Genomic DNA, 20,478 nt, shown 5'->3' on the forward strand with positions numbered 1-20,478 from the left:
AGTTTGGGGGTGATTGGGCATCTTTCAAGCGCTGAGCGCTGCGATTTAACGGATAGTCGGCCTACGAATCTTCGCCGCACTGACATACACTGCGCGGCCGTTTTTTAACCGGAACTTGAAAGACATGAAAAACGCATCTCCAGCCCGTGCCTGTGGTATCGACTTCGGCACATCCAACTCCACCGTCGGCTGGCTGCGCCCCGGCATGGAAACGCTGATCGCGCTGGAGGACGACAAGATCACCCTGCCCTCGGTGGTCTTCTTCAATATGGAAGAACGCCGCCCGGTGTACGGCCGGCTGGCGCTGCACGAGTACCTGGAAGGCTATGAAGGCCGGCTGATGCGCTCGCTCAAGAGCCTGCTGGGTTCCAAACTGATCAAGCACGACACCAGCGTCCTCGGCACGGCGATGCCGTTCAAGGACCTGCTCGGCCTGTTCATCGGCCAGTTGAAGAAGCGTGCCGAAGCCGCTGCCGGTCGGGAATTCGAGGAAGTGGTGCTGGGCCGGCCAGTGTTTTTCGTCGATGACGATGAAATGGCCGACCAGGAAGCAGAAAACACCCTGGTGGATGTAGCCCGCGCCATCGGCTTCAAGGACGTCTCGTTCCAGTACGAACCGATTGCGGCGGCGTTCGACTATGAGTCGACCATCGAAAAAGAAGAGCTTGTCCTGATTGTGGACATCGGCGGTGGTACCTCGGACTTCTCGCTGGTGCGCCTGTCGCCTGAGCGCCGCAACCACGACAACCGTCACGACGACATTCTCGCCACCGGTGGTGTGCACATCGGCGGGACCGATTTCGACAAGCAGCTGAGCCTGCAAGGCCTGATGCCGTTGTTCGGCTACGGCAGCCGGATGAAGAGCGGCGCCTATATGCCGACCAGCCACCACATGAACCTGGCGACCTGGCACACCATCAACTCGGTGTATTCGCAGAAGTCGACCCTGGCCCTGGGCAGCATGCGTTACGACATCGAGGATACCGGCGGCATCGATCGCCTGTTCAAGCTGATCGACCAGCGCGCCGGCCACTGGCTGGCCATGGAAGTGGAAGAAACCAAGATTCAATTGACCCACGCCGACAGCCGCCATGTGCCACTGGATCGGATCGAGCCGGGTTTGAGCGTGGAACTGAGCCGGGCACTGTTCGAATCGGCCATCGACAATCTGCTGGAGCGGGTGCGCAACAGCGTGACCCAATTGCTGGCAGACGCCAATGTGCGGGTCGATCAGGTGGATACCGTGTTCTTCACCGGCGGTTCAAGCGGGATTCCGGCGCTGCGCAACAGCGTCTCGGCGATGTTGCCGAATGCGCGGCATGTGGAAGGGAACATCTTCGGCAGCATCGGCAGCGGGTTGGCAATCGAGGCGGCCAAGCGTTACGGCCCGATGGATTGACCTGAAAGACCGCTGCGCCTGCTTCGCGAGCAAGCCCGCTCCCACATTCGACCGCATTCCATCTGGAGGAACTCGGTCGAATGTGGGAGCGGGCTTGCTCGCGAAGGCGTCAGATCAGGCAATGCATTCGACCTGATCAAACCATCCCCACCTGCTTCAACTCACTCTTCAGATACGCGTAATAAATCGGCCCCGCCACCACCCCCGGCAGGCCGAACGCGGCTTCGAACACCAGCATTGCCAGCAGCAACTCCCACGACTTGGCACTGATCTGCCCGCCGACGATGCGCGCGTTGAGGAAGTATTCGAGCTTGTGGATAACAATCAGGTAACCCAGCGCCGCCACCGCCACCCAGATCGACAGCGACAAGCCGACGATGGTGATCAAGGTGTTCGACATCAGATTGCCGATCACCGGCAGCAGGCCGAGCAGGAAGGTCAGCACGATCAGGGTTTTGGTCAGCGGCAGCTTGATCCCGAACATCGGCAGGACCACCGCGAGAAAAATCCCGGTGAAGAAGGTATTGAGCAGGGAAATCTTGATCTGGGCGAAAACGATGTTGCGAAACGCCTGGACCAACAGGTGCAAACGGTCGAACAGCGCCGCGGCCAAGGGTTTGCGCTTGGTCACATCCGGCGCTCGCTGCAAGGCGATGATCGCCCCCAGCACCATGCCGATCAGCAGCGTCACGAACATGTGTGCCGCGTCCTTGCCCACCAGTTGCAAGTCGCTGAGGTGCTTGCTCATCCACTGACCGATGGCCACGCGAAACTCAGCGGCACTGGCCGGTAGATAAGCGTCGATGAACGGCGGCAACTGTCCGCGCGCGCGGTCGACCACGACCATGAATTTGTCGAGAGAAGCACCAGGGTTTTCTGCCTCGTGCAGCAGAAAACTGATCGCACCGGCAAAGATCAGCGCCAGCACGCTCACCACCAATGTCCCCAGCAACGCCACCGCCAGCCAGCGCGCACGGCGGCCTTCGATCAGCCGCTGCAATTGCGGCGTGAGCATGTTGACCAGTTCAAACACCAACAACCCGGCCAGCAGGCTGGGCAGTAATCGCAGAGGGAGCACCAGCAGCAAACCACCAAAAATGATGACCCAGCTGATAAGCAACAAGACCTGACGCTGAGAAAACGCTGACATACAGCCTCAAAACGAACGACGTAAAAGGATTGGCAGTCTGCCAGCGTTCCGGGGCGAGCACTAGGGATTGTGTCGGTCGACCTTACCGGCCCCTTCGCGAGCAAGCCCGCTCCCACACTGGATCTCCTGTGAACACACCTTCTGTGCACGCCTGAGAATAAATGTGGGAGCGGGCTTGCTCGCGAAGGGGCCAGCACAACCGCCACAAAGCCTCCCGAGCTGACCGCGCTGCTTATTTTTTCTTCAGGCAATCGCTCATGAAGGTTTTGCGTGCATCACCCGTGAGGGCCTGGGCGGTCGCCGTGGCGTTGCAGGTTTTCATCTTTTCTTGTTGAGGGGTCATGGGCTTGGCGGCATCGGCGGCAGGCGCGGCTTTGAGGCAAGTGCTCATGAAGGCTTTGCGCTCGTCGCCCTTGAGGCTTTTGGCGGTAGCCTCGGCATTGCAGGTGGTCATTTTGTTCTGTTGGGCAGTGGCGGCGAAACCCTGGGAGCAGAGCAGCAAACCGACCATCAACAACGGGGCACGCAACATCTTCATGGAGTGTTCTCCTTGTTGCCGCACCGATGGATGCGGCCTCGTTTCGGAGTGTAGACAAAGCCTGTTACACGTTCACCTGCTATCGAGGTGGCTGCGTCGATATTGCTCAGGCGTGCACCCGGCCTGACGCTGAAACATCGCGATAAATGCCGAGCCGGTGCTGTACCCCATGTCGAAGGCGATTTCCTGAATGCTGCGCTGGCTATCGAGCGCTTCAATCGCCGCCAGAAACCGCAACCGTTGCCGCCACTCACCGAAACTCATGCCCAACTCCCGAACAAACTGCCGGGCCAACGTGCGTTCGCTGACGTGAATTTGCGCGGCCCAGTGCGCCAATGGCCGGTTATCCCCAGGCTCGGTCTGCAAGGCTTCGAGGATTGCGAGCAGCCCGGTGCTGCTGGCGTAGGGCAAGTAACACTCATGCATCGGCGCCTGTTGCAGTTGGTCCACCAGCACTTGAGCCAGTCGCTTGTCTGCATCGTGCTCGGGAATTTTCACATCGCGGGCGGCGAAGTCTTTCAGGATCGCCTTGAGAATGTCGCTGATCGCCAGGGTGCAGGCCTGCTGCGGCAGATCGCGGCACAGCGCCGGCGCAAGGCAGACCGCGCGATAGTTGATCGGCTGATTGCTATAGAAACTGTGCTCGGTCCCGGGCGGCACCCACACCGCGTATTGCGGCGGCGACATGAAGCGGCGGCTGCCGATTTCCATGTGCAAGACCCCATTGGCCGAATACTCGAGGGTGCCCCAAGGGTGATGGTGGGCCGAGGCGTATTCATGGGTGTTGAAGTCGGCATAACGGAAATAGACCGGGGCCGGCAGCTCGCTGAAATCCAGCAGGTCGATGTGTTTGCTGTTCATGCTGTCCGGAATCAGAGGCAGATTGTCTGGATCGAAGTATAGGCATTGATTCAGACAAGCGGATAATCACCCTTCATTAACGTTCTGGTTTTTCCCGATGCAATACGCTTATCCCCTGCTGGCCATTTTCATTTGGGCCGGCAACACCGTGATCAACAAACTCGCGGTCGGCGCGATCTTTCCCGCCGAAATCGGTTTCTACCGCTGGCTACTGGCCGCAATGCTGTTCACGCCTTTCATGCTTAAACCGGTGATCGCCCACTGGCCGTTGATCCGCCCGAATCTGGGCAGGATTTTCATCCTCGGCGTACTCGGTATGGCGGTTTATCAAAGCCTGGCTTACTTCGCTGCGACGCTGACTTCGGCCACCAACATGGGGATCATTTTGTCGCTGATGCCGTTGATGTCGCTGGCCATGGCGATTGTCAGCCTCGGCCAACGCCTGACCGCCGGTGCACTGGCCGGCTCGGTGTTGTCGTTTGCGGGTGTTTTGGTGGTGGTGTCGTCCGGCAGCCTTGGCGCGTTGCTGGAACACGGGGTGAACCTGGGTGACGCGATGATGCTGATCGCCACGCTGGCGTATGCGATTTACAGCACCCTGCTGAAAAAATGGCAGCTGCGTTTGCCGCCGCTAGTGTTGTTGTATTTACAGGTGTTGGTCGCTGTGGTGGTGCTGTTTCCGCTGTTCCTCGCCTCACCGAAAGTCGGCCCGACCCTGCAGAACATCCCACTGGTGCTCTACGCCTGCCTGCTGGCCTCGATGCTTGCGCCATTGGCGTGGATGCAGGCCGTGGTGCGCCTGGGGCCGAGCCGGACCACGCTGTTTTTCAATCTGCTGCCGTTGATTACGGCGCTGATTGCGGCGGTGGTGCTGCATGAGCAGTTGGCGCTGTATCACCTGGCGGGAGGGGTGTTGACGTTGGGTGGGGTGATTTTGTCGGAGCGCTGGACGACAGTGTTGGGCCGTAAAATCCGCGTTGCCTGATCTAGCGCCATCGCGAGCAGGCTCGCTCCCACAGTTGATCTCTGGTGTTCACAAATTATGTGCTCACAGCATATCCAGTGTGGGAGCGAGCCTGCTCGCGATGACCGATAACGCGGTTTGACTGCTAAACCCCGGCTGCCTTCAACCGCGCCGCATGCTCGACAAACAACCGCACCGGCTCTGCACCCTTGCCCACCAACCCGAGCGATTGGTTGACGATATCGAAGTGATCCATCGGGTATTCATCACCGATCACCGTCCCCAAATGCGAGCTGTAACGCCCGACCATCCCGTCACAATGCCCCGCCTCACGCACGAAGGTCCTGGCAAACAACCGGCAACTGCGATTGGTCCCGTCGAACAGGTTGCACCCGCGATCGGTCTTGCCCGGTTGTAAAGTCCCGGACCAGGAGTAATAACGCACGCCATTGACCACTTCCGGGCCGTGCCCGCCCCAGGTTTCAGGCAGGCCCTGTGGATAACGCTGATTGAACAGCGCCACGCCCGCGGTGGTCAGGGATTGATGCGAAGCCGGGATATCCACCGGCAGTCTCGGCCCGCGATAGCCGGTTTCCAGCAGGCACATCAGCGCGCTGATCAACCACAGTAAAAAGCTCAGGAGCCGGCCCTTGACGCTGTCAGCCGGATAATGGGTGTGCAGATGGTCCGCCAGTTCCGAGCCGTGATTCGGCCCGGCCACCGAAGTCACCGAAGCCACCTGGTCCGGGCGTTTTGCCGCAGCGTAACGGGCGGTCAGCGAGCCCTGGCTGTGGCCGATCAGGTTGACTTTCTCGGCCCCGGTTTCACGCAAAATCTCCTCGATCCGTGCCAATAATTGTTCGCCGCGCACCTCAGTGGAGTTGAGCGGCGAGACCTGCACCGCGATGACGGTCGCCCCATCCCGGCGCAGCGCCGAAATGATTCCGTACCAATAGGGATAGAGCAACAAGCGGATAAACCCGAGCATCCCCGGGACCAATACCAACGGGTAACGCGTGGCGGAACCTTGCGACATGGATGAACATCCTTGTGATCGGTGAGATGAAGCAAGGCTGGATGCAAGGCGTCAGCCAAGCATCGTCACCCAAGATGACAACTCAACGACCAGTCTATGACATCGCTTACTTCAACCCCACCACGCCCGCCACGATCAGCCCGACCGACACCAGCTTGAGCGCGGTCAGGCTTTCGCCCAGCAGCGCAAAGCCTAGAAACACCGTGCCCAGTGAACCGATGGCGGTCCAGATCGGGTAGGCGATGCTCACCGGCAATTCGCGCATGGCCAGCGTCAGAAAGTAAATCCCGCCCACCGCTGCCACCACCGTAATCACCGAGGGCCAGAGCCGGGTGAAGCCTTCGGCGTACTTCATGCCCATGGCGAAGGTGACTTCGAACCCGGCGGCGACCAGCAAAAACAACCAGGCCATCTAGAACGCCCTGGCCAGCGCCAGCAAACGCTGCTCGGCCTCGGCCACGGACACCTGGAAGGTGCGTTCGGCGGACTCTTCGCCCTCGGCGGCAACAACGGTGACATCGGTGATGCCAATGAACCCCAACGCGGTGCGCAAAAACGGGTCTGCATGGTTCATCGCTTCAAGTTCACCGCCGGGGCCGAAGCCGAACCCGCCGCGACTGGTGACGATCAACGCCTTTTTGCCCTGCACCAGCGGTTCGTACTGCGCGATGCCGTTGTCCAGGGTGTGATTGAACGTCAGCCCGAGCCGCACGATCTGATCGACCCAGGCCTTGAGCCCGCTGGGCACGCTGAAGTTGTACATCGGGGTGGAAATCACCAACAGATCATGGCCGAGCAACTCCCCCACCAATTCATCGCTCAGTGCCAGGTCGGCCTGCATCGACAGCGGTCGTGCGTCAGGCTCCGGGTGAAAAGCGGCCGCCACAAACGCTTCGTTGACGGCCGGAATCAACGCCCGACCGACTTCACGGCGGGTCAATTGCGACTGTGGGTTGCGGACCTGCCAGGCCGAAAGAAACACCTCGGCCAGACGCCGGGAATGAGAACGTTCGCCACGGGGGCTGGCGTGAATGGCAAGAATTCTGCTCATCTGAATCTCCTTGAAGGGCTAAACTGAAACGGCTTGTGGTTGCAGCTTGAAGCGCGCGACCGTCTATCTTCAAATGAACAAAAATCAGTCTGGATGAATCCATTTCACCCATGGAGTTTTAAGATGTTTGCCTCGTTGCCGCTGACCGCCCTGCGCGCCTTCGAATCCGCCTCGCGCCTGTTGAGTTTCAAGGCCGCCGCCGAAGAGCTCTCCGTGACGCCAACGGCGGTTTCCCATCAGATCCGCTCCCTGGAAAACTGGCTTGGCGTGCCGTTGTTCGAACGACTGCCACGGCAGGTGCGCCTCACCGAGTGCGGCGAACGGCTGTTCCGCAGCCTGCACGGCGCCCTGCTGGAAGTGGCGCAAAGCGTCGATACTTTGCGCCCGCAACGCAGCGGCACAAACCTGACTATTTCCACCACAGCCGCGTTCGCCGCCCTCTGGCTGGTGCCAAGGCTGAGCCGGTTTTACGCCCGCCATCCAAACATCAGCCTGCGCCTGGACACTCATTGCGAAGTGATCGATTTGCATCAGGACGCCAGCGTCGATCTGGTGGTGCGTTACAGCCTCGACGATTACCCGAACCTGTATGGTTTGTGCCTGTTCGACGAATCCTTCGGGGTCTATGGCTCGCCTGAACAAGTGGCCCTGGCGCCCAGTCGGGTACCGACCCTCATCAGCGTGCGCTGGCACAACTCCAAGCTGTACGCCCATGGCTGGGAGGCCTGGTGCGCGCAATCCGGCGAAACCTGGCTGGCCGCGCAACCGACGGTTCGTGAGTACGACGAAGAACATTACGCCTTGCAAGCCGCCATCGGCGGGCAAGGTCTGGTGCTGGCGAGCAACATTCTGGTGTCGGAAAGTGTGGCCAGCGGTTTGCTGCTGCCTTATCGAGGGAATATTCAGGTCGACGGTGCCGGATACAGCGCACTGTGCGTACCGGGCCGCGAACGGCATCCGCCGGTGCGGGCGTTTTTTGCGTGGTTGCAGGAGGAGGCCAGGTTGTCTGGTCTATTGCCAAGATCGCAGCCTGAGGCAGCGCCTACCAGAGCGCTTTCGCGAGCAAGCCCGCTCCCACATTAGACCGCGTTGCCTGTCTGAACGCGGTCTAATGTGGGAGCGGGCTTGCTCGCGAAGGCGTCATCGCAGACACCCAATTACTTGGTGGGCTTGACCGTCACCGGCGCCTTCCCGGCCTTCATCTGCTCCAGCAACGGCGCACACTGATTCGGCTCACCACCGCTGGGCGCTATCAGCGCCAGCAAGCCCGCCGCCGGCGCGGCAATCACACCCAGCGCAACCATCCCGGCCCCGCGCAGCATTAACGGCACCGGTTTCACGCCCGCATCCGGCTTGATGAACTTGCCTCGCACATACAGCGGCGAACGCAGCGAAATCAAACGCCAGCCCTTGGATTCCGGGGAGATAGTCAGGTCCAGTTGCTCGGTCGCCATGTTCGCTGTGCCGTCGACATAGACGATTGCATTCTCGGTATCGAAGACGAACAGCCGCGTGGTCGCCAGACCGGCCTTGATCTCGAAATCGGCCGCCGCGCAGTTGATCTTCACTTCCTTGTCGCCAAAAATCTTGCCCACTACATAGTTGCCGACGTTGAGCCCCGCCAACTCCATCAACTCACGACTGATCGCGCCGTCATTGATCAGCATCTTCAAATTACCGTCGGCAGTGCCCAGCAGTTTGGCTACCGAGTTGCCCCGACCGACAAGATCGGCGTCGCCATTAAGCTCACCGAAACTGGTTTTCATCCGCTCCAGGGTGGGGAACAGCTGCTTGAGCTTGAACTTGCGCGCGGTCAGTTTGGCCCGGCCTTCCAAAGGCTCGGTGCGCCCGTCCAGACGAATCTGCGCATCCAGATTGCCGCCAGCCACGCCGAAACGCAGGGGCTCGAGGCTGAGCACACCATCGGTCAGCACCACATGGGTGTAGAGATCATTGAACGGCAGTCTTGCGCTGTGGACGATGCGTTTGCCGGTGAATTCCACATCAGCGTCCATTTCGCGCCAACGTTCAGTCCTGAACTCCTCGACCGGTAGCAGCTTGTCCGCCGGCTGCTTGCTTTCGCCGCCGCGGGCCTCTTGCCTGGCGTTGGAATCGGCACCGATCAATGGGGCCAGGTCGGTAAACAGCAGTTGATTGGACTCCAGCGCCCCGCTGAGTTTGGGCCTCGGCTGGCTCGCCACGTAGGTCAGGTTGCCATGGATGTCACTCTCGCCGATCTTGCCGTTGAACGCCTCATAGCGGTACACCGCCCCGCCCGGCTCATGCAGCTTGGCAATCAAGTGCCCGTCGGTGGCGTAAGGCGGAGTATCCGGCAGGGTCACGCCGATCAGTGGATAGAGATTACCCAGGCTGGCACCGGCCAGTTTCAGGCGCAGATCCAGGGCACCGAGGTGCAATGGATCGGTGAGCGTACCGGCCAGCTCGACGCTGGTGTCGGCGACCTTCATTTGCGCCTGAAGCGGAAACGGCCTGGAGGCGTCCTGTAAAGCCAGCAAACCGCCGGTCTTGCCCTCGCCCGCGAGATTCTGACCGTGGTATTGGCCTTTGACCTTCAATGCGAAGGCGTAATCCTGTGGCGAACCACCCTTTTCAACCGCTTTTTTTGCTGCCTTGTCTCCGACTATGTCGCTGAATGGAATCGGCTTGCCCAACGGATCGATAAGCAGATCAAGCTGAGTTTTCAGCTTCTGGTCGTCGAGCGTGACGTGGCCCTTGTCGAAGCCGATGGCCCCGATGTCCAGCACCCAGTTCGAAGGCTCGGCGTTTGGGTCTTTGGGGTCGAACTTGAACGTCCAGTTGGCGCGACCGTCGGGCAGACGTTGCAGATTCGCATTGGGTTCGCTCAGGTCGATACGCGGGATCACCACCCGCTGCACCAACAAGGCCAGCGGCGAAATGCGCAGCTCAACGCGTTTGAGGGTGGCCATCTGCGGTTGTTTCGACCAGTCCGGATTGCCCAGGGTCAGGTCCTCAGCCACCACATGCGGCCACGGCACCCAGGCCCGCCAACCGCCCTCGTCAGTCTGACGCTGCCAGATCACCGCAAGATTGCCATTGATGGCGAACGGACGATGCAGTTCTTCGGACACTTTGGCGTTCAGGGGCGGCTTGATCCGGTTCCAATCGAAGAACGCAATGATCAATACCAGGACGGCCAGCAGGACAACGAGGCTGGCAAAGGTCCAGGCGAGAATTTTACGAGTGCGCGTCATTGCACAGGGCTCCTGAATACGACTGAGCGTCCCGACAGCGACGCACTGATGAAACGTTAGGCCAGAACCGGCCTGCCATGAAATCTAGGACTGGGAAATGGCGCGCAGGTTTAACCGAATAGGCACTTAACACTCAAATAATCGGCCGGGGACATCCTGCCCCCTCATCCGGCGTTACCGCACCCGCACTTTTGCGAAGCGAGAGTGGGTCGAAAACACCCACCTCAGTGCAAAAAAGCTCGCCGGAAACAACCGTTCTAGAGCGCTGCGGCCGAACAATCAATTCTGTTGATTATTACCATTGCGTTTATGAACTTTTGTATCGACTTATCGAGAGTAGCATTGCCCTCGTACCCACTTTATCGCCCTCCCAAGGAGCAACCCATCATGAAACGCGAATTACTGCTTAGCCTGACCCTCTCGATGTTAGCCAGCACCGCTTTTGCTTTGCCGGCCGCTGATCAGGCCACTCCACAAGTCAAAGACAGCCACTCGGTGTTCAGCCAGACCGTTGCCGCTGATGGTTCCGACCGCACACCACAAGGTCAGACCCTGGCCGAAGGCGGTAATGATCGCCTGAAAGAAAAAGGCCTGATCACTCAAGATGGCTCGGATCGTACTCCACAAGGTCAAACGCTGGCCGCTGACGGTTCTGACCGCACTCCACAAGGCCAGACCCTTGCTGAAGGTGGCTCCGATCGCACGCCACAAGGCCAAACTCTTGCTGAAGGTGGTTCCGATCGCACTCCACAGGGTCAAACCCTTGCTGAAGGTGGTGGTGACCGTGCGATCGAACGCAACAGCGCTGTGAGCTAAGCCCATGGCGGCCCCGAAAAAAAGCCCAATCCCCGGATTGGGCTTTTGACTTTATAGAAGCTGCATTTCCCCGCGTGATCTCCCGATAGTCGTTCGACGCCAGCGAAGCCGATTTGCTAGAGTGCGCCGCTGTCCTGTCCAGAAAACACCCTTGCGATGCTGCCCCGCGCCGAACAGAAACAACAGACCCGCAACGCCCTGATGGACGCTGCCCGCCACTTGATGGAAAGCGGCCGAGGATTCGGCAGCCTGAGCCTGCGCGAAGTGACCAGAACCGCCGGGATCGTACCCACCGGTTTCTACCGGCATTTCGCCGACATGGATGAACTGGGCCTGGTGCTGGTGAGCGAAGTCGGTCAGACCTTTCGTGAAACTATTCGCCTGGTGCGCCATAACGAATTCGTCATGGGCGGCATCATCGATGCCTCGGTGCGGATCTTTCTCGATGTGGTCACCGCCAATCGCTCGCAGTTCCTGTTTCTTGCCCGCGAGCAGTACGGCGGCTCGCTGCCAGTGCGCCAGGCCATTGGCCGCTTGCGCGAAGACATCAGCTCGGACCTGGCGGCGGACTTGTCGCTGATGCCGAAACTGCAGCATCTGGACCTCGCAGGCTTGAGCGTCATGGCTGATCTGATCGTCAAAAGCGTGTTCGCCACCCTGCCGGACATCATCGATCCACCGGCGCAGGCGTTGCCGGAGCATCTGACGCCCCAGGCGAAAATCACTCAGCAGCTGCGGTTTATCTTTATTGGCCTCAAGCACTGGCAGGGATTGGGCAGCACCGAGTAATCCCTGTGGGAGCGGGCTTGCTCGCGAAAGCGTCGGTACATCCAGCATCCATGTGACTGGAAGACTGCCTTCGCGAGCAAGCCCGCTCCCACATGGACCCTCTACTTCGCTGCAATTTGGTGCGCTCAACAATAATTCGCACCAAGTTAATCCAGCTTCCCGCCCTCCCACTCCGCCCCGACAGGCATTTCCTACGTTTCCCCCGATTGGCAAGCCCCTTGCTCTATCCCTGAGCATTGTCCATTGCTGGAAGCCTTCCGATGCTGGTGATTCATCGCAGAATCGACCCTCAACCCGTCTGGGCCGCCGAGTTGCACCTGAACTTCGAAGCCCGGAGCAAAAGCCGTTTGCGCTGTTTCAGTGCCGAGGATGAAGACGTCGGGTTGTTTTTGGAGCGCGGTCAGCCGCCCCTGTATGACGGCGAATGCCTGCAAGCCGAAGACGGGCGCGTGGTTCGCGTCTGTGCTCGCCCCGAACAACTGCTGCACGTCACCTGCGCCAACGCTTTCGAACTGACCCGCGCCGCCTATCACTTGGGCAATCGCCATGTAGCCCTGCAAGTCGGCGATGGCTGGCTGCGCCTGCTCGACGATTACGTGCTCAAGGCCATGCTCGAGCAACTGGGCGCCAATGCCGAGAACATTGAAGCGCCATTCCAGCCGGAACATGGCGCCTACGGCGGCGGCCATCACCATTCGCGGCACGGTGACGAGGATTTCAACTACCCGCCCAAACTGCACCAGTTCGGCGTGCGCTTATGAACCCGGCCTGGGCGCTGCTGCGTCTGGCCAGCCCGCAGCTGCCGATCGGCGGCTACAGCTATTCCCAGGGTTTGGAGATGGCTGTGGATAACGGCCGAGTGGACAATCCCGACAGCGCGCGGCGCTGGATCAGCGATCAGTTGCTGCTGAACCTGGCGCGTTTCGAAGCGCCGCTACTGCTCGCCCATTGCACCGCTGCGGCCGAAGAAAACTGGGCCGAACTGCTGCAACACTGCGAAGAACATCGCGCCAGCCGGGAAACCCGTGAGCTGCATCAGGAAAGCCGGCAGATGGGCTATTCGCTGAAGCAACTGCTCAACGGTTTACCGGAACTGGATGCGCCGGCCCGGGCCTTTCTCGACCAATGCCCTGAACCACACCTGGCCCTTGGCTGGGCGCTGGCGGCCCGCGCCTGGCAGATCAGCCCGCAAGATGCGCTGGCCGCCTGGCTCTGGAGCTGGCTGGAAAACCAATTGGCGGTGCTGATGAAAACCCTGCCCCTGGGCCAGCAAGCCGCGCAGCGCCTGACCAGTGAACTGCTGCCGCTGCTGCAACAGGCGCAGCAAGACGCCACCCGAATCAACCCCGAACACTCTGGCAGCGCCGCTTTCGGCCTGTCCCTGGCGTGCATGGCCCATGAGCGCCAGTACAGCCGTCTGTTCCGTTCCTAGGGCCTGTTATTTTGGGCCTTTTATTTTGGAGAACCACATGAACACACAACCTCTGCGCGTCGGCATCGGCGGCCCGGTCGGTTCCGGCAAAACCGCCCTGACCCTGGCCCTGTGCCTGGCCCTGCGCGACCGCTACAACCTGGCCGTCGTGACCAACGACATCTACACCCGCGAAGACGCCGACTTCCTGGTGCGCAACGAAGCCCTGGCGCCCGAGCGGATCATCGGTGTGGAGACCGGCGGCTGCCCGCATACCGCGATCCGCGAAGACGCCTCGATCAACCTCGAAGCCGTGGATCAACTGAACCGGCGCTTCCCGGGGCTGGACCTGATTCTGGTGGAGTCCGGCGGTGACAACCTTTCGGCGACCTTCAGCCCGGAATTGTCGGACCTGACTATCTACGTGATCGACGTTTCGGCCGGCGACAAACTGCCGCGCAAGGGCGGGCCGGGGATCTGCAAATCCGATTTGCTGGTGATCAACAAGATCGACCTGGCGCCGCTGGTAGGCGCCTCGCTAGAGATGATGGACAGCGACACCCAACGCATGCGCAACGGCAAACCGTTCGTCTTCAGCAACCAGAAAACCGGCCAGGGTCTGGAAGCAATCATCGCCTTCATCGAACGCCAGGGTTTGCTGACTGCGGCCTGATCACATTTATCAACAAGGAAGCTTATCCATGACACTGAAACGCATTCTGGGCGCCATGGCCCTGCTGCTGACCCCGGCCATCGCATTCGCGCATCCTGGGCACGGCGACAATGGCCTGATGGCCGGCATCAGCCACCCGATCGGCGGTCTCGATCATTTGTTGGCGATGGTTGCCGTAGGGTTGTGGGCCGCGCAGCAGAAAGGTTCTGCACGCTGGGCACTGCCCTGCACATTCGTGGGCACTATGCTGATCGGCGGGCTGCTGGGCTTTGAAGGGTTGAACCTGCCAGCACTGGAAAGCGGGATTGCGGCATCGGTATTGGCGTTGGGCCTGGCGGTGGCTTTGGCGGTGCGTCCGCCGTTGAGCCTGGCGGTGGCTGCGACTGCGTTGTTCGCACTGTTTCATGGCGTGGCTCATGGTCTGGAACTGCCGGAGATGTCGAGCCCTTGGGCGTATGCGGCGGGGTTTGTGGTGGCGACAGCGGCTTTGCATGCAGCGGGTTATGCGGTGGTTCGCGTCCTGCCTCAGGCCGCCGCACCACTGGTTCGGTTGGCGGGTGCGGCTTCGGCGGCGACTGGGGTGTGGTTGCTGGCGGGTTGATTTCTTTATCGTCTGTTATGGCCTCTTCGCGGGCAAGCCTCGCTCCTACAGGAGTTGTGGTCGGATTACGTACGACGAATAACCTGTAGGAGCGAGGCTTGCCCGCGAAGACGGCCTGACAGACACCGCGTCTCTCAGGCCTGCTAACATGTCGCGCAATTAACCCTGCCGTGACGACGCCAGCCAATGCCGCATGTTTCCCGCTCCGCTTCCCAGCCTGAATTGACCGCCCTGTTCGCCTCGGTGCAACAGCACTTCCAGGACGTGATCGTGCCGCTCTGGCAAGGCCCCGGCTGGAATGCCAACATGGCATTGCCTTATGAAGCGCTGGACGCCGAGCATCAGCCGTTGCCACCGCAGCGCTATCGGGCCATGGCTTGCGCGCGGCAGCTGTACCTGTTTTCCAGCCTGATCGGCCAAGTGCCTCAGGCCGAAGAACGGGCGGCGGCGCTGTTCCGCTCCTTGCAACAGCATTTCCACGATGCCGAGCATGGCGGCTGGTTCTACAGCATCGACCCGCAAGGTGAGCCGCTGGATCAGCGCAAAGACCTCTACACCCACGCCTTCATCCTGTTCGCCTGCGCCCATTATTGGGACAAGGTTCGCGAACCGCTGGTGGAGTCGGTACTCAACGCCACGCTGGAAGTGTTGGCGCAGCGCTTCGCCACAGGCGACGGCCTGTACGAAGCCAGCCTGGACCGTGATTGGTCCTCGCTCAACGCCGGGCCGCTGCAAAATCCATTGATGCATTTGGCCGAAGCCTTCCTTGCCATCCTTTCGGTGCGCGAGGACGTTGCCGTGCAGAGTGCGCTTGTCGAGTTATGCACAGCCATGCAAAAGCGCTTCATTGACCCGCAACACGCGGTGTTGATGGAAAAGCCGCTTGGGGCTGTGGATAACTGGTTCGAGCCGGGCCATCAGTTCGAATGGTATTTCCTGCTGGAGTCCTCACCCTTGCTGCGCGGCTCCAAATTGCATGCCTCGCTGGACCACGCCTTTACGCTGACTGAGCAACTGGGTGTGGATCAGCACACAGGTGCTGTGCGCGCGATGCTGGAACTGGACGACCATCCTCGTGATGCGACCCAACGCATCTGGGCCCAGGCCGAATACCTGCGCGCCCTGACCTTGCGCCCGGGCAGCGAAGCCTCTGTGCAGCGCCAATTGCAGGCGCTGCAACAGCGCTTTTTGCATGCGGGCGGCTGGTATGAGTGTCGCGATGAGCAGGGCGAAGTGAGCCGCAAGGACATGCCTTCGACTACGCCTTATCACTTGGCGACCTGCTATCGCGGGCTGGCCGAGTATTTGCGCTGACTGAGAGATTGCTTTCGCGGGCAAGCCTCAATGCCAGTCAGTTAAGCGCAATCCATGTGGGAGCGGGCTTGCTCGCGAAGGCGTCGGTTCAGCCAACATCAATGTTGAATGACACACCGCTTTCGCGAGCAAGCCCGCTCCCACAGGTTTCGCTCCTTAACTGACAGGCTTGCCCGCGAACAGCCGTTACTTGGCCTTACGCCTTACGCTCAATCGCAAACCCGCTCCAGGTCTGGCTCACCGGCATCAGCTCAAGGCTGTTGATGTTGATGTGGGCCGGTGCGTTGAGCACCCAGAAAATGGTCTCGGCGATGTCTTGCGGCTGGATCGGCTCGGCACCGGCGTAAGTGGCGTTGTAACGCTCCTGGTCACCGGCGAAACGCACCAGCGAGAACTCGCTCTCGCACAGGCCCGGCTCGATGTTGCTGACCCGCACGCCAGTCCCTTGCAGGTCGCAACGCAGGTTCAGGGAGAACTGTTTGACGAACGCCTTGCTCGCGCCATACACATGGCTGCCCGGGTACGGGTAGTTGCCGGCGATGGAACCGAGGTTGACGATGCTGGCGCCACGACCGTGAGCGATCAAACGCGGCAACAACAGGCGAGTGCTGTACATCAGGCCTTTGATATTGGTGTCGACCATGGTGTCCCAATCATCAAGATCGCACTTGGGAGCCGGGTCCACGCCCAAGGCCAGGCCGGCGTTGTTGATCAGCCCGCGCAGCTTGGCGAAGGACGGCGGCAGGTTGGCAATCGCTTGCTCCATGGCCTTGCGATCCCGTACGTCGAGCACCAGGCCATGAACCTCGGTCTGCTTCGACAACTCGGCGCACAGGGCATTGAGGCGCTCTTCACGACGACCTGTCAGCACCAGTTTCCAGCCGGCTTCGGCAAAACGACGGGCGCAGGCTTCACCAAAACCGGAAGTCGCGCCGGTAATAAACAGGGTGTTGGACATCGTGTTCTCCTTGCTTCGGCTGATCGACAGCCCTTGGAATAGAAAATCAGTTGCCAGCATGCCCGGCCTTGTCCACAGCGGCAACCATCGCAAAAACCGTACAAAAAACAATCAACACCGGCAACGCCATATGGGCTGTGGCTTGCAGCCATGTACGCGCACCTTATCCACAGGCCGGTCCACAGTTTCCGGGGGCAAGTGCAAAAGCTGAAAGCCGCTGCCTATAAGGCTTTGCGGGCAGATTATAAAGTTTTTTGCTTGACCCTCAGGTGCCTGCTGTGTAGCCCCGGGCAATTTGCACGACCGGGCGGTCAAACCGACGATGGCTCCAAGCCAGTAACTACGGCCCTCAGCCGACTCTTTCCAGAGTTTAACCACAGACTTATCCACAGGCTTGTCCACCTCGTTTCATACCGTTTTTGCTTCTAACAAAAAGGTTGACAAAGCCGGCTCGAGGTCCAGCAAAAACACCTGATCAAAAAACAATCACATCGCTGCAAGCCACGGATTCAAAGGCTTGCAGCCAGCTACTCCCACGTTATTCACAGCCAGCTCCACAGCAAACGGGGACAAGTCAAAACCGTGATAAAACAGCAATTTGCAGCGGCTTTATGTCGCGCTTTGAGAGGTCGTGAATATTGTTTTCCACAATTTCCCTTTACCTCAAAGCACCATCCTGTGTAGGAGCTGCCGAAGGCTGCGATCTTTTCCACAAACACCTCAAAGCAAGATCAAAAGATCGCAGCCTTCGGTGATTTGCGGGCATAAAAAAACGCCCTGACGTTGAGTGTGTCAGGGCGTTTTTTGGGCTCTTCGGTCTAGTGGCCGCCAAGGTAGGCGTTACGCACCTCATCGTTCACCAGCAGCTCCTTGCCGGTGCCGCTGAGGCGGATCTCGCCGTTGACCATCACGTACGCCCGGTCCGACAACTTGAGGGCGTGGTTGGCGTTCTGCTCCACCAGGAAGATGGTCATGCCGGTGCTGGCCAGTTCCCGCAGGGTCGCGAAGATCTGTTTCACCACGATCGGCGCCAGCCCCAGGCTCGGCTCATCGAGCAGCAACAGCTTTGGCCGGCTCATGAGCGCCCGGGCGATGGCGAGCATTTGTTGCTCGCCGCCGGACATGGTCATGGCGCGTTGGGTACGCCGCTCTTCGAGCCGTGGAAACAACTCGAACATGCGCTGCATGTCTTCCTTGGCGTACTTGTCACCAATTGGAATGGTACCCATCAACAGGTTTTCCTCGACGGTCATGTCAGGGAATACCCGCCGGCCTTCCGGCGATTGAGCGATACCGTTGGACGCGATGTAGTGGGACGACTTATGGGTGATATCCACACCCTGATAGACGATTTGCCCGTCAGCCGCCCGCGGCTGGCCGAAGATAGACATCAGCAGGGTCGATTTGCCGGCGCCGTTGGAGCCGATCAGGCTGACGGTTTCACCTTCATTGATGTGCAACGAGACTTTCTTCAGGGCCTGAATCGGCCCGTAGAACACATCCAGATCCTTGAGTTCGAGGATGGGTTTACTCATACCACTTCCTCTTCTTCGGCGCCCAGATAGGCAGCAATCACTTTCGGATCGTGTCGAATCGCTTCAGGCCCTCCCTCGGCAATGACAACGCCGTGGTCCAGTACAACGATGTGGTCGGAAATACTCATTACCATGCCCATGTCGTGTTCGATCAGCACCACGGTCAGATCGTGCTCGTCGCGCAGCAGCCGGATCATCGCGCTCAGCGCTTCGGTTTCCTGAGGGTTGAGGCCGGCGGCCGGTTCGTCGAGACAGATGATCTGCGGCCGGGTACACATGGCCCGGGCGATCTCCAGACGGCGTTGCTGACCGTAGGACAGCTCACCGGCCAGGCGGTTGGCGCAGTCCACCAGATCCACCACTTCCAGCCAGTAGAACGCATGGTCCAGCGCATCGCTTTCGGCCTTGCGGTATCCCTTGGTGTTGAGGATGCCGGCCAGCATGCCGCGGTTGACCCACATATGCTGGGCCACCAGCAGGTTTTCCAGCACCGACATTTCCCTGAACAGGCGAATGTTCTGGAAAGTCCGCGCCAGACCGGCACGGTTGATCAGGTGCGTACCACCAAACATCTTGTAGCGGAGTCGGTTGATAAAGCTTTTGGGTGAAACGAAATCGACGGCCTTGAACGGTTCCCCGAGCATTTTGATGACGTCGGTTTTCACACCGCGGGTGTTGAGTTCGATATGCCCGCCGGACGCTTTGTAAAACCCGGTCAAGCAGTTGAACACGGTGGTCTTGCCGGCGCCGTTGGGGCCGATCAGGGCGAAGATCGAGTTGCGCTTGACCTTCAGGCTGACATCGCTCAGAGCCTTGATGCCGCCAAAGTGCATCATCAGTTTGTCTACCGAGAGTACGACTTCGCTCATGGCGCTACTCCTTTACGCGGGGTCACACCGGTACGGCTGATCCGAATCAGGCCGCGCGGTCGCCAGATCATCATCAACACCATCAGGATGCCGAACAGCAGCACGCGATATTCCGCGAAGCCACGCAGCAGTTCCGGGGCGACAGTCAGCACGAACGCCGCAATCACCACGCCGATGGTCGAGCCCATGCCACCGAGCACCACGATGGCGAGGATCAGTGCCGACTCGAAGAAGGTGAACGAGGTCGGGTTGACGAACCCCTGATAGGTGGCGAAGAACACACCGGCCAGACCGGCAGTCGATGCGCCGATAGTGAACGCCGACAGCTTGACCAGTACATGGTTCAGGCCCATGGAACGGCAGGCGATTTCGTCTTCACGCAAGGCTTCCCACGCCCGGCCGACCGGCATCCGGGTCAAGCGGTGCTTGATATGCAGCACGGCCAGTACCACCAGGAACAACACCGCGTAGATGAAGTAATACTTCACGTCCGGGTTATAGGCGATGCCGAAAAACTCATGGAACGGCACCCCACCCTCTTTCGCCCTTTTGCCGAACTCAAGGCCAAAGAACGTTGGCAACGGAGCCGCCATACCGTTCGGGCCGCCGGTCAGGGACAGCCAGTTATTGAGGATCAACCGGATGATTTCGCCGAACCCCAGCGTCACGATCGCCAGATAGTCACCGTGCAGGCGCAGTACTGGAAAACCCAGGATGCAACCGGCTAACCCGGCAGTGATTGCCGCCAGCGGCAGCACCGTCCAGAAACCCAGCCCCAGGTATTGATAACCGAGCGCCAGGCCGTAGGCACCAATGGCGTAGAACGCCACATAACCGAGGTCGAGCAGGCCGGCCAGGCCGACCACGATGTTCAGCCCCAGCCCCAACAGAACGTAGATCAGCCCGAGAATAACCACGCCCAGCAGGTAGGAGTTGGAGAAAAACGGGAACACAACGGCGATGACGATCATCACCGGGATGATCCAGCGCAAGCGGGATTTGTAATCAGGCGGCAGTACATGAACCCCGGAGCCAGTGCTTTCAAAGCCTTCGAGAATTCTCAGGCCCTTGGGGGTTTGCAGGAACAGGCTCAAGGCAAAGCGGCCAGCCATGACGATGGCGACAATCCATGCCACCCGGGTCGCTTCCAGGTTGAAGCCGTAGCCGTCGAGGACCACGCCAACAATCGGGCCGAACACAATCAGGGCCACCAGGCCGGCAAGAATCGCGTCAACCAGGCTTCTTTTGAGATCAATGGTTTTTTTAGTGGTTGAAGACAT

The 20,478-nt window shown here is 59.9% G+C and carries 21 protein-coding genes and 1 pseudogene; 11 read left to right on the top strand and 11 right to left on the bottom strand.

The features are described 5' to 3' along the window. Window positions 1-124: 124 nt before the first annotated feature. Window positions 125-1,399 (top strand): Hsp70 family protein, encoded by a 1,275-nt coding sequence (locus IB250_RS24305; RefSeq protein WP_192345911.1) that lies wholly within the window; start codon window positions 125-127, stop codon window positions 1,397-1,399. A 136-nt stretch (window positions 1,400-1,535) separates the two neighbouring features. Here the strand turns inward: IB250_RS24305 and IB250_RS24310 are convergent, their stop codons facing one another. The 3 genes from IB250_RS24310 to IB250_RS24320 form a co-directional block, all read right to left on the bottom strand. Beyond that, window positions 1,536-2,549: an AI-2E family transporter gene (locus IB250_RS24310; RefSeq protein WP_030128291.1), complete on the bottom strand. Its 1,014-nt coding sequence runs from the start codon at window positions 2,547-2,549 to the stop codon at window positions 1,536-1,538. Window positions 2,550-2,781: 232 nt separating this feature from the next. Further along, on the bottom strand, window positions 2,782-3,087 hold the full coding sequence (locus IB250_RS24315; protein WP_123499780.1) for a PsiF family protein: 306 nt from the start codon (window positions 3,085-3,087) through the stop codon (window positions 2,782-2,784). Between the two features lie 72 nt (window positions 3,088-3,159). Beyond that, complete coding sequence (locus IB250_RS24320; RefSeq protein ID WP_007903456.1) at window positions 3,160-3,948, bottom strand: AraC family transcriptional regulator; 789 nt, start codon at window positions 3,946-3,948, stop codon at window positions 3,160-3,162. A gap of 97 nt (window positions 3,949-4,045) precedes the next feature. Here IB250_RS24320 and IB250_RS24325 point away from each other — a divergent pair, with 97 nt between their 5' ends. Continuing rightward, the gene (locus IB250_RS24325; RefSeq protein ID WP_192345913.1) at window positions 4,046-4,933 is read left to right on the top strand and encodes a DMT family transporter; all 888 of its coding nucleotides are present in this window, start codon (window positions 4,046-4,048) and stop codon (window positions 4,931-4,933) included. Window positions 4,934-5,057: 124 nt separating this feature from the next. Here IB250_RS24325 and IB250_RS24330 read toward each other — a convergent pair whose 3' ends face one another. The 3 genes from IB250_RS24330 to IB250_RS24340 form a co-directional block, all read right to left on the bottom strand. Further along, entirely contained in the window at window positions 5,058-5,948 is an 891-nt protein-coding gene (locus tag IB250_RS24330; protein WP_192345915.1) for an esterase/lipase family protein, read from the bottom strand. Between the two features lie 106 nt (window positions 5,949-6,054). Beyond that, on the bottom strand, window positions 6,055-6,360 hold the full coding sequence (locus IB250_RS24335; RefSeq protein ID WP_192345917.1) for a DMT family transporter: 306 nt from the start codon (window positions 6,358-6,360) through the stop codon (window positions 6,055-6,057). Next, window positions 6,361-6,999, bottom strand: a complete 639-nt coding sequence (locus IB250_RS24340) for an FMN-dependent NADH-azoreductase (RefSeq protein ID WP_192345919.1) — start codon at window positions 6,997-6,999, stop codon at window positions 6,361-6,363. A gap of 123 nt (window positions 7,000-7,122) precedes the next feature. Between IB250_RS24340 and IB250_RS24345 the strand changes: the two genes are divergently transcribed. Beyond that, the gene (locus IB250_RS24345) at window positions 7,123-8,082 is read left to right on the top strand and encodes a LysR substrate-binding domain-containing protein (RefSeq protein WP_192345921.1); all 960 of its coding nucleotides are present in this window, start codon (window positions 7,123-7,125) and stop codon (window positions 8,080-8,082) included. Window positions 8,083-8,156: 74 nt separating this feature from the next. On the opposite strand, the gene IB250_RS24350 is transcribed toward IB250_RS24345, so the two are convergent. Next, complete coding sequence (locus IB250_RS24350) at window positions 8,157-10,232, bottom strand: AsmA family protein (protein WP_192345923.1); 2,076 nt, start codon at window positions 10,230-10,232, stop codon at window positions 8,157-8,159. Between the two features lie 387 nt (window positions 10,233-10,619). On the opposite strand from IB250_RS24350, the gene IB250_RS24355 reads away from it, so the two are divergent. The 8 genes and pseudogenes from IB250_RS24355 to IB250_RS28750 all read left to right on the top strand — a co-directional run. After that, on the top strand, window positions 10,620-11,048 hold the full coding sequence (locus IB250_RS24355; RefSeq protein WP_192345925.1) for a hypothetical protein: 429 nt from the start codon (window positions 10,620-10,622) through the stop codon (window positions 11,046-11,048). A gap of 156 nt (window positions 11,049-11,204) precedes the next feature. Beyond that, window positions 11,205-11,837: a TetR family transcriptional regulator gene (locus tag IB250_RS24360; RefSeq protein ID WP_192345927.1), complete on the top strand. Its 633-nt coding sequence runs from the start codon at window positions 11,205-11,207 to the stop codon at window positions 11,835-11,837. 260 nt (window positions 11,838-12,097) lie between these two features. Next, window positions 12,098-12,598, top strand: coding sequence for an urease accessory protein UreE (gene ureE / locus IB250_RS24365; protein ID WP_192345929.1), 501 nt, complete (start codon window positions 12,098-12,100; stop codon window positions 12,596-12,598). Next, on the top strand, window positions 12,595-13,269 hold the full coding sequence (locus tag IB250_RS24370; RefSeq protein ID WP_192345931.1) for an urease accessory protein UreF: 675 nt from the start codon (window positions 12,595-12,597) through the stop codon (window positions 13,267-13,269). The genes ureE and IB250_RS24370 overlap by 4 nt, the downstream gene beginning before the upstream one ends. A gap of 37 nt (window positions 13,270-13,306) precedes the next feature. Beyond that, window positions 13,307-13,921 (top strand): urease accessory protein UreG, encoded by a 615-nt coding sequence (gene ureG, locus IB250_RS24375; RefSeq protein WP_038360437.1) that lies wholly within the window; start codon window positions 13,307-13,309, stop codon window positions 13,919-13,921. A 28-nt stretch (window positions 13,922-13,949) separates the two neighbouring features. Beyond that, complete coding sequence (locus IB250_RS24380) at window positions 13,950-14,522, top strand: HupE/UreJ family protein (protein ID WP_192345933.1); 573 nt, start codon at window positions 13,950-13,952, stop codon at window positions 14,520-14,522. 186 nt (window positions 14,523-14,708) lie between these two features. Further along, the gene (locus IB250_RS24385; RefSeq protein WP_192345935.1) at window positions 14,709-15,836 is read left to right on the top strand and encodes an AGE family epimerase/isomerase; all 1,128 of its coding nucleotides are present in this window, start codon (window positions 14,709-14,711) and stop codon (window positions 15,834-15,836) included. A gap of 8 nt (window positions 15,837-15,844) precedes the next feature. Next, a pseudogene (locus IB250_RS28750) lies at window positions 15,845-15,985 on the top strand (metal ABC transporter ATP-binding protein); the annotation flags it as partial. Window positions 15,986-16,032: 47 nt separating this feature from the next. On the opposite strand, the gene IB250_RS24390 reads toward IB250_RS28750, so the two are convergent. The 4 genes from IB250_RS24390 to livM all read right to left on the bottom strand — a co-directional run bounded on the left by IB250_RS24390 (window position 16,033) and on the right by livM (window position 20,478). Continuing rightward, window positions 16,033-16,794, bottom strand: coding sequence for an SDR family oxidoreductase (locus IB250_RS24390; protein WP_192345937.1), 762 nt, complete (start codon window positions 16,792-16,794; stop codon window positions 16,033-16,035). An 818-nt stretch (window positions 16,795-17,612) separates the two neighbouring features. Next, window positions 17,613-18,329, bottom strand: coding sequence for an ABC transporter ATP-binding protein (locus tag IB250_RS24395; RefSeq protein ID WP_007902726.1), 717 nt, complete (start codon window positions 18,327-18,329; stop codon window positions 17,613-17,615). Further along, window positions 18,326-19,198, bottom strand: a complete 873-nt coding sequence (locus tag IB250_RS24400) for an ABC transporter ATP-binding protein (RefSeq protein WP_008009771.1) — start codon at window positions 19,196-19,198, stop codon at window positions 18,326-18,328. Before IB250_RS24400 ends, IB250_RS24395 begins: the two co-directional genes overlap by 4 nt. Further along, entirely contained in the window at window positions 19,195-20,478 is a 1,284-nt protein-coding gene (gene livM / locus IB250_RS24405) for a high-affinity branched-chain amino acid ABC transporter permease LivM (protein WP_008009773.1), read from the bottom strand. Before livM ends, IB250_RS24400 begins: the two co-directional genes overlap by 4 nt.

Source organism: Pseudomonas sp. PDM09 (assembly GCF_014852305.1).
GTDB lineage: Bacteria > Pseudomonadota > Gammaproteobacteria > Pseudomonadales > Pseudomonadaceae > Aquipseudomonas.

Coding starts and splice junctions, on each gene's coding strand:
- IB250_RS24360 (WP_192345927.1), top strand. CDS start 11,205: ATGCTGCCCCGCGCCGAACAGAAACAACAGACCCGCAACGCCCTGATG.
- IB250_RS24330 (WP_192345915.1), bottom strand. CDS start 5,948: ATGTCGCAAGGTTCCGCCACGCGTTACCCGTTGGTATTGGTCCCGGGG.
- livM (WP_008009773.1), bottom strand. CDS start 20,478: ATGTCTTCAACCACTAAAAAAACCATTGATCTCAAAAGAAGCCTGGTT.
- IB250_RS24385 (WP_192345935.1), top strand. CDS start 14,709: ATGCCGCATGTTTCCCGCTCCGCTTCCCAGCCTGAATTGACCGCCCTG.
- ureG (WP_038360437.1), top strand. CDS start 13,307: ATGAACACACAACCTCTGCGCGTCGGCATCGGCGGCCCGGTCGGTTCC.
- IB250_RS24395 (WP_007902726.1), bottom strand. CDS start 18,329: ATGAGTAAACCCATCCTCGAACTCAAGGATCTGGATGTGTTCTACGGG.
- IB250_RS24350 (WP_192345923.1), bottom strand. CDS start 10,232: ATGACGCGCACTCGTAAAATTCTCGCCTGGACCTTTGCCAGCCTCGTT.
- IB250_RS24310 (WP_030128291.1), bottom strand. CDS start 2,549: ATGTCAGCGTTTTCTCAGCGTCAGGTCTTGTTGCTTATCAGCTGGGTC.
- IB250_RS24400 (WP_008009771.1), bottom strand. CDS start 19,198: ATGAGCGAAGTCGTACTCTCGGTAGACAAACTGATGATGCACTTTGGC.
- IB250_RS24320 (WP_007903456.1), bottom strand. CDS start 3,948: ATGAACAGCAAACACATCGACCTGCTGGATTTCAGCGAGCTGCCGGCC.
- IB250_RS24315 (WP_123499780.1), bottom strand. CDS start 3,087: ATGAAGATGTTGCGTGCCCCGTTGTTGATGGTCGGTTTGCTGCTCTGC.
- IB250_RS24335 (WP_192345917.1), bottom strand. CDS start 6,360: ATGGCCTGGTTGTTTTTGCTGGTCGCCGCCGGGTTCGAAGTCACCTTC.
- IB250_RS24340 (WP_192345919.1), bottom strand. CDS start 6,999: ATGAGCAGAATTCTTGCCATTCACGCCAGCCCCCGTGGCGAACGTTCT.
- IB250_RS24380 (WP_192345933.1), top strand. CDS start 13,950: ATGACACTGAAACGCATTCTGGGCGCCATGGCCCTGCTGCTGACCCCG.
- IB250_RS24355 (WP_192345925.1), top strand. CDS start 10,620: ATGAAACGCGAATTACTGCTTAGCCTGACCCTCTCGATGTTAGCCAGC.
- IB250_RS24325 (WP_192345913.1), top strand. CDS start 4,046: ATGCAATACGCTTATCCCCTGCTGGCCATTTTCATTTGGGCCGGCAAC.
- IB250_RS24370 (WP_192345931.1), top strand. CDS start 12,595: ATGAACCCGGCCTGGGCGCTGCTGCGTCTGGCCAGCCCGCAGCTGCCG.
- IB250_RS24390 (WP_192345937.1), bottom strand. CDS start 16,794: ATGTCCAACACCCTGTTTATTACCGGCGCGACTTCCGGTTTTGGTGAA.
- IB250_RS24345 (WP_192345921.1), top strand. CDS start 7,123: ATGTTTGCCTCGTTGCCGCTGACCGCCCTGCGCGCCTTCGAATCCGCC.
- IB250_RS24305 (WP_192345911.1), top strand. CDS start 125: ATGAAAAACGCATCTCCAGCCCGTGCCTGTGGTATCGACTTCGGCACA.
- ureE (WP_192345929.1), top strand. CDS start 12,098: ATGCTGGTGATTCATCGCAGAATCGACCCTCAACCCGTCTGGGCCGCC.